Below are 3,797 nucleotides of genomic sequence, written 5' to 3'. Positions count from 1 at the left end.
GCGCGACGCCCTGCAGGCCCGCGCCGACGGCGTCGTCCTGTCCGCGGTGACCGCCGCGGTCGCCGCGCTTGTCGCGGTCGCTGCACTGCACGTGCTGCGGTTGTTCGACGGCACCGACCTGCGCGGACGGCCGCTGAAGTACCGGCAGCTCACGGTCGCGACCGGTCCGGCGCACTCGCCGATCGCCCCGATCGAACCGGCCGGGCGGCGGTTCGATCCCCAGGAACCGGTTCTCGAGGAACCGGTCGAGGCCCCCGAGACCACCGAGACCACGGAGTCGGCAGAGCAGCGGGAACACGCGAAGGTGGTGACGTCGTGAGCGAGAGCGAAAGGCCCCGCGTCGTCGCGCACCGGGGCGCGTCCGCAGCCAAACCCGAACACACCCTCGCCGCCTACGAGCTGGCGTTGCATGAGGGCGCCGACGGACTCGAATGCGACGTGCGGCTCACCCGCGACGGGCACCTGGTGTGCATCCACGACCGCACCATCGACCGCACGTCGTCGGGCACCGGCGTGGTCAGCGAGATGACGCTCGCCGAGCTGTCGGCCTTCGACTACGGCAAGCCCGGCGAACCGGCGTCGCTGCTGACCCTGCGGCAGCTCCTCGAACTCGTCCTGGACTGGACGAGCGTGCCGGTCAAGCTCTTCGTCGAGACGAAACACCCCGTGCGCTACGGCGGACTCGTCGAAGCGAAACTGCTGGCCGAGCTCGCGCGGTTCGGCCTCGCCACCCCGGCCTCCGCGGATTTCTCGCGGGTGGTGGTGATGTCGTTCGCGGCGAGCGCGGTGTGGCGGATCCGCCGGTCCGCGCCGCTGCTGCCCACCGTGCTGCTCGGCGACACCTCGCACTACCTGGGGGGCGGCGCCGCGACCACGGTCGGGGCGACCGCGATCGGGCCGTCGATCGCGACGCTGCGCGAGCACCGGGACCTCGTGGACCGGGCTGCGGCGGCAGGTCGCGCGACCTACTGCTGGACGGTCGACGATCCGGCGGATGTGGAACTGTGCCGCGCGCTCGGCGTCGGCTGGGTCGCCACCAACCATCCGGGGCGCACCAAGCAGCTACTGGCGGTGCAGGACGGCGTGTAGGTTGGCGCGGTGGCCAAGAAGAGCAAGAGAAACAGTGGACCCAAGCCCGGCAGCAACCGCGCCGCCAAGCTCGAGCAGCGTCGCCTCGAACGTGAGGCGGCGTCGTCCTCGGTGATCCGTCCCTTCGAGGGTCTGGCCGCCGAATGCGACCTCGTCGCGCTGCGCGAGTTCGTGCCGTCGGCGCTCGTCGAACTGCCGCTGGTAACGCCCGTCGAGGGTCGCAGCCTCACCCTCGCGACGGTGCTGCCCGGCGCGGTCGCCGCGCTGGTCCGCAACGAGGGCGACGACGTCGCCGCCTACGTCGGTCTGCAGCTGGCCGCACCCGGACCGGACCCGGCCGCCGACCTCGGTGCCGCGATCGAGTGGGCACGGACCGCCGAGCCCGGCACCTCGCTGCAGGCCGCCGGGGCCGACGCCGACACCCCGCGCCTGCAGGATCTCGTCGTCGCCGACGCGGTTCCGACGATCACCGTCCACCAGGACTTCAACTGGTGGATCCCGGAGGGCGTCGAGGTCGCGGCGGACGTCGCGCACACCGTCTCGCACGCCAACGACGCGATCATGCCGTCGGCGCGGCTGTCCGGTGACGGACTCGTCGCTGCCTGGTGGGTCGACGCCGGCGAGAAGGCGCACCTGCGGTGGGTGCGGCCCGAGGACGAGGACGCACTGATGGCGGCGCTGTCGCGGGTGCACGCCGCGGGCGGTCTGAACCTGGGTGAGGGATCGCGGTTCGCGGGATCGTTCCGCACGCACGGCCTGCTGGTTCCGGTGTTCGACCTGGATCCGGAGAAGCACCCCGACGAGTGGGTCGCGGCGACCGTCGAGTTGGGTGCCCGCCTCGACGAGGCGCTGGCCGTCGACGCACCGCTCACCGCGGCGGAGCGTCGTTCGCGGGACGGCCTGCGCGGCCGCCAGGTCACCCTGCGCTGATACTGGGGTCGGGCTGATACTGCAGTCGGGCTGATACTGCTCCGAAACGACGCCGTCCGGCAGACCCGAATCGGTCTGCCGGACGGTGGCGTTTCCGCGTGAACCCGGCGAATTCAGAGGTTGCCGCCGGCCGCAGCCGGAGCGTTCACCGGCGGGGCCGCGACCTTGCTGTGGATCTCGCGGGCCACGAAGTCCTCGATGTGGAACAGGTTGTCCCCGGCGCGGTCGGCGACGGTGAGCAGCGTGTTCATGGTCGCGACCTCTTCGACCTGCTCCTTGAGGAACCACTGCATGAACTGCTCGCCGAGGTAGTCGCCGTCGTCGCGCGCGGTGCGGGCGAGCTCGACGATCTGCTCGGTGACCTTCTGCTCCTGCGACAGCGCGAGGGCGATGGCCTCGCGGGCGCTGTCGAACATCGACTGCACGGCGTCGACACCCGTCAGGTCGACCGCCATGTCCCGGTCCAGGAAGTACTGGACGATCATCATCGCGTGATTGCGCTCTTCGACGGACTGGGCGTAGAAGAGCTTGGCCAGCTGCGGCAGATCGGCATTGTCGAAGAAAACCGCGATCGCGATGTACTGATGCGAGGCGGTGAATTCGTTGCGGATCTGGTCATGAAGCAGCGAATGGAACTTGCTCTTGTTCATCGCACCCATGGTCGTCATGACAACGACGTTAGTGCAGGTCAGAGGCTCGCGCATCCAATGGGAGCCTACGCTTATCAAGATCAGTATTGCCTTTGCTGGGTAATATGAGGCAAGCCTGAGTTGATTCCGAACCCATTTGTCAAGGGGTCGGCGAAAGCAATTCTGGAGGTATGGACCGGTCTTCCGCAAGGTATTCGAAGAATGGAATTGCCCGCTCACGGTCCCACAACAGGACGTTGCCGGAACCGTCGACATCCTCGAAACCGCCGACCGGCACCGTCGCGGTCACCGTCTCCCCGCGCATCGCCCACGCCAGGCGCGCCAGGTTCCACAGATGTGTGCCGTCGTCGACCTCGAGGGTCGCGGTCGCCCCCGAGGCGAGCGACCACAACCGGAACGGATTGAGCATCGTGCCGAGCCCCGTTGCCTTGCTCAGCAGGGCCGACATGAACAGGCGCTGATTGTTCATGCGATCCAGGTCGGCGAGGGGCGTCGCGCGGGTGCGGACGAACCCGAGCGCCTCGGGGCCGGACAGTTCCTGGCAGCCGGGTTGCAGGTTGATCCCGGCCAGCGGGTCGTCGATCGGGTACGGCACGCAGATGTCGACGCCGCCGAGCGCGTCGACGATCGATGCGAACCCGCCGAACCCGATCTCGACGTAGTGGTCGATGTGCACACCGGTCGCACCCTCGACGGTCTGCGTCAGCAGTGTCGGGCCGCCGACCGCGAACGACGCGTTCAGCTTGTCCTGCCCGTATCCGGGGATCGACACGTACGAGTCGCGGGGCAGGCTCACCATCGTCGTGGCGCCTCCGCCCTCCGGCACGTGCACGAGGATGATCGTGTCGGTGCGCTCGGGCCCGACGTCACCACCGGTGGCCAGTTCCTGTTCCTGTTCGGCGGTCAGCCCGGTGCGGCTGTCCGATCCGACGAGCAGCCAGTTCGTGCCGGGTGTATCCGCGACCCGGTCCGGATAGGCCGCGAGCGCGTCGATGCGGGTGAGCTTGCCGTCGAGGTGGACCACCCCCGCGATCGTCAGGACGAGCAGCGCGACCACCGCGAGGGCGATGCGTCGCGTCCACCGGCGGAAGGCTCCGGGCCGGCGCCTGCGCGGGGCGGGTTCGGGAG

At 69.4% G+C, this 3,797-nt stretch carries 4 protein-coding genes and 1 pseudogene; 3 read left to right on the top strand and 2 right to left on the bottom strand.

Going from position 1 to position 3,797, the window contains the following annotated elements; genetic code table 11:
- From I0Q12_RS00130 to I0Q12_RS00120, 3 genes and pseudogenes are all read left to right on the top strand, one after another.
- Positions 1-319, top strand: a pseudogene (locus I0Q12_RS00130) (DUF4328 domain-containing protein); the annotation flags it as partial.
- Positions 316-1,089: a glycerophosphodiester phosphodiesterase family protein gene (locus tag I0Q12_RS00125; protein WP_197250022.1), complete on the top strand. Its 774-nt coding sequence runs from the start codon at positions 316-318 to the stop codon at positions 1,087-1,089. The pseudogene I0Q12_RS00130 and the gene I0Q12_RS00125, both read left to right, overlap by 4 nt.
- Positions 1,090-1,098: 9 nt before the next feature.
- Positions 1,099-2,019, top strand: a complete 921-nt coding sequence (locus tag I0Q12_RS00120) for a DUF5926 family protein (protein ID WP_197250021.1) — start codon at positions 1,099-1,101, stop codon at positions 2,017-2,019.
- 113 nt (positions 2,020-2,132) lie between these two features.
- On the opposite strand, the gene I0Q12_RS00115 is transcribed toward I0Q12_RS00120, so the two are convergent.
- Entirely contained in the window at positions 2,133-2,687 is a 555-nt protein-coding gene (locus I0Q12_RS00115) for a ferritin (protein WP_197250020.1), read from the bottom strand.
- Positions 2,688-2,808: 121 nt separating this feature from the next.
- Positions 2,809-3,797, bottom strand: a 989-nt coding sequence (locus tag I0Q12_RS00110) for an LCP family protein (RefSeq protein WP_231609740.1), incomplete at its 5' end; no start/stop codon positions are given.

The organism is Rhodococcus sp. CX (assembly GCF_015865005.1).
Taxonomy (GTDB): domain Bacteria; phylum Actinomycetota; class Actinomycetes; order Mycobacteriales; family Mycobacteriaceae; genus Rhodococcus.
Note: the sequence above shows the minus strand (reverse complement) of the source record. Positions and strands in the feature narration are given on the sequence as shown.

Excerpts from the sequence above, each read along its gene's own strand:
- I0Q12_RS00115 (WP_197250020.1), bottom strand. The coding sequence starts at position 2,687 with ATGACGACCATGGGTGCGATGAACAAGAGCAAGTTCCATTCGCTGCTT.